A 1,227-nucleotide genomic window follows, 5' to 3' on the forward strand; every position below is an offset into this window, starting at 1 on the left:
GTACCAGCGTACGGCCCACAGAATGATGTCACGCTGAAAATGCCGGCCTTTGAATGGGTTCATGTGCAGCTCCATCAGCAAAAGGGGATGATAAGTTTATCACCACCGACTATTTGCAACAGTGCCCCGTCCGGATACTGCCAGATATCGGCGTCCAGGGAGATGTCCTGAAGCGCGGTGTCCGGAATTTCAGGTTTGTGTCTCTACAAAGACTAACTATCAGAAAAACTCATCGAGCATCAAATGAAACTGCAATTTATTCATATCAGGATTATCAATACCATATTTTTGAAAAAGCCGTTTCTGTAATGAAGGAGAAAACTCACCGAGGCAGTTCCATAGGATGGCAAGATCCTGGTATCGGTCTGCGATTCCGACTCGTCCAACATCAATACAACCTATTAATTTCCCCTCGTCAAAAATAAGGTTATCAAGTGAGAAATCACCATGAGTGACGACTGAATCCGGTGAGAATGGCAAAAGCTTATGCATTTCTTTCCAGACTTGTTCAACAGGCCAGCCATTACGCTCGTCATCAAAATCACTAGCATCAACCAAACCGTTATTCATTCGTGATTGCGCCTGAGCGAGACGAAATACGCGATCGCTGTTAAAAGGACAATTACAAACAGGAATCGAATGCAACCGGCGCAGGAACACTGCCAGCGCATCAACAATATTTTCACCTGAATCAGGATATTCTTCTAATACCTGGAATGCTGTTTTCCCGGGGATCGCAGTGGTGAGTAACCATGCATCATCAGGAGTACGGATAAAATGCTTGATGGTCGGAAGAGGCATAAATGCCGTCAGCCAGTTTAGTCTGACCATCTCATCTGTAACATCATTGGCAACGCTACCTTTGCCATGTTTCAGAAACAACTCTGGCGCATTGGGCTTCCCATACAATCGATAGATTGTCGCACCTGATTGCCCGACATTATCGCGAGCCCATCTATACCCATATAAATCAGCATCCAGGTTGGAATTTAATCGCGGCCTCGAGCAAGACGTTTCCCGTTGAATATGGCTCATAACACCCCTTGTATTACTGTTTATGTAAGCAGACAGTTTTATTGTTCATGATGATATATTTTTATCGGCACTGTTGCAAATAGTCGGTGGTGATAAACTTATCATCCCCTTTTGCTGATGGAGCTGCACATGAACCCATTCAAAGGCCGGCATTTTCAGCGTGACATCATTCTGTGGGCCGTACGCTGGTAC

At 45.2% G+C, this 1,227-nt stretch carries 1 protein-coding gene; it reads right to left on the reverse strand.

Annotated elements, in window-relative coordinates; all coding sequences use genetic code 11:
• Positions 1-219: 219 nt before the first annotated feature.
• On the reverse strand, positions 220-1,035 hold the full coding sequence (locus tag FTU40_RS15095; protein WP_000018326.1) for an aminoglycoside O-phosphotransferase APH(3')-Ia: 816 nt from the start codon (positions 1,033-1,035) through the stop codon (positions 220-222).
• Positions 1,036-1,227 lie beyond the last annotated feature (192 nt).

Origin of the sequence: Acinetobacter sp. YH12100 (genome assembly GCF_013419135.1) — a bacterium.
Taxonomy (GTDB): domain Bacteria; phylum Pseudomonadota; class Gammaproteobacteria; order Pseudomonadales; family Moraxellaceae; genus Acinetobacter; species Acinetobacter pseudolwoffii.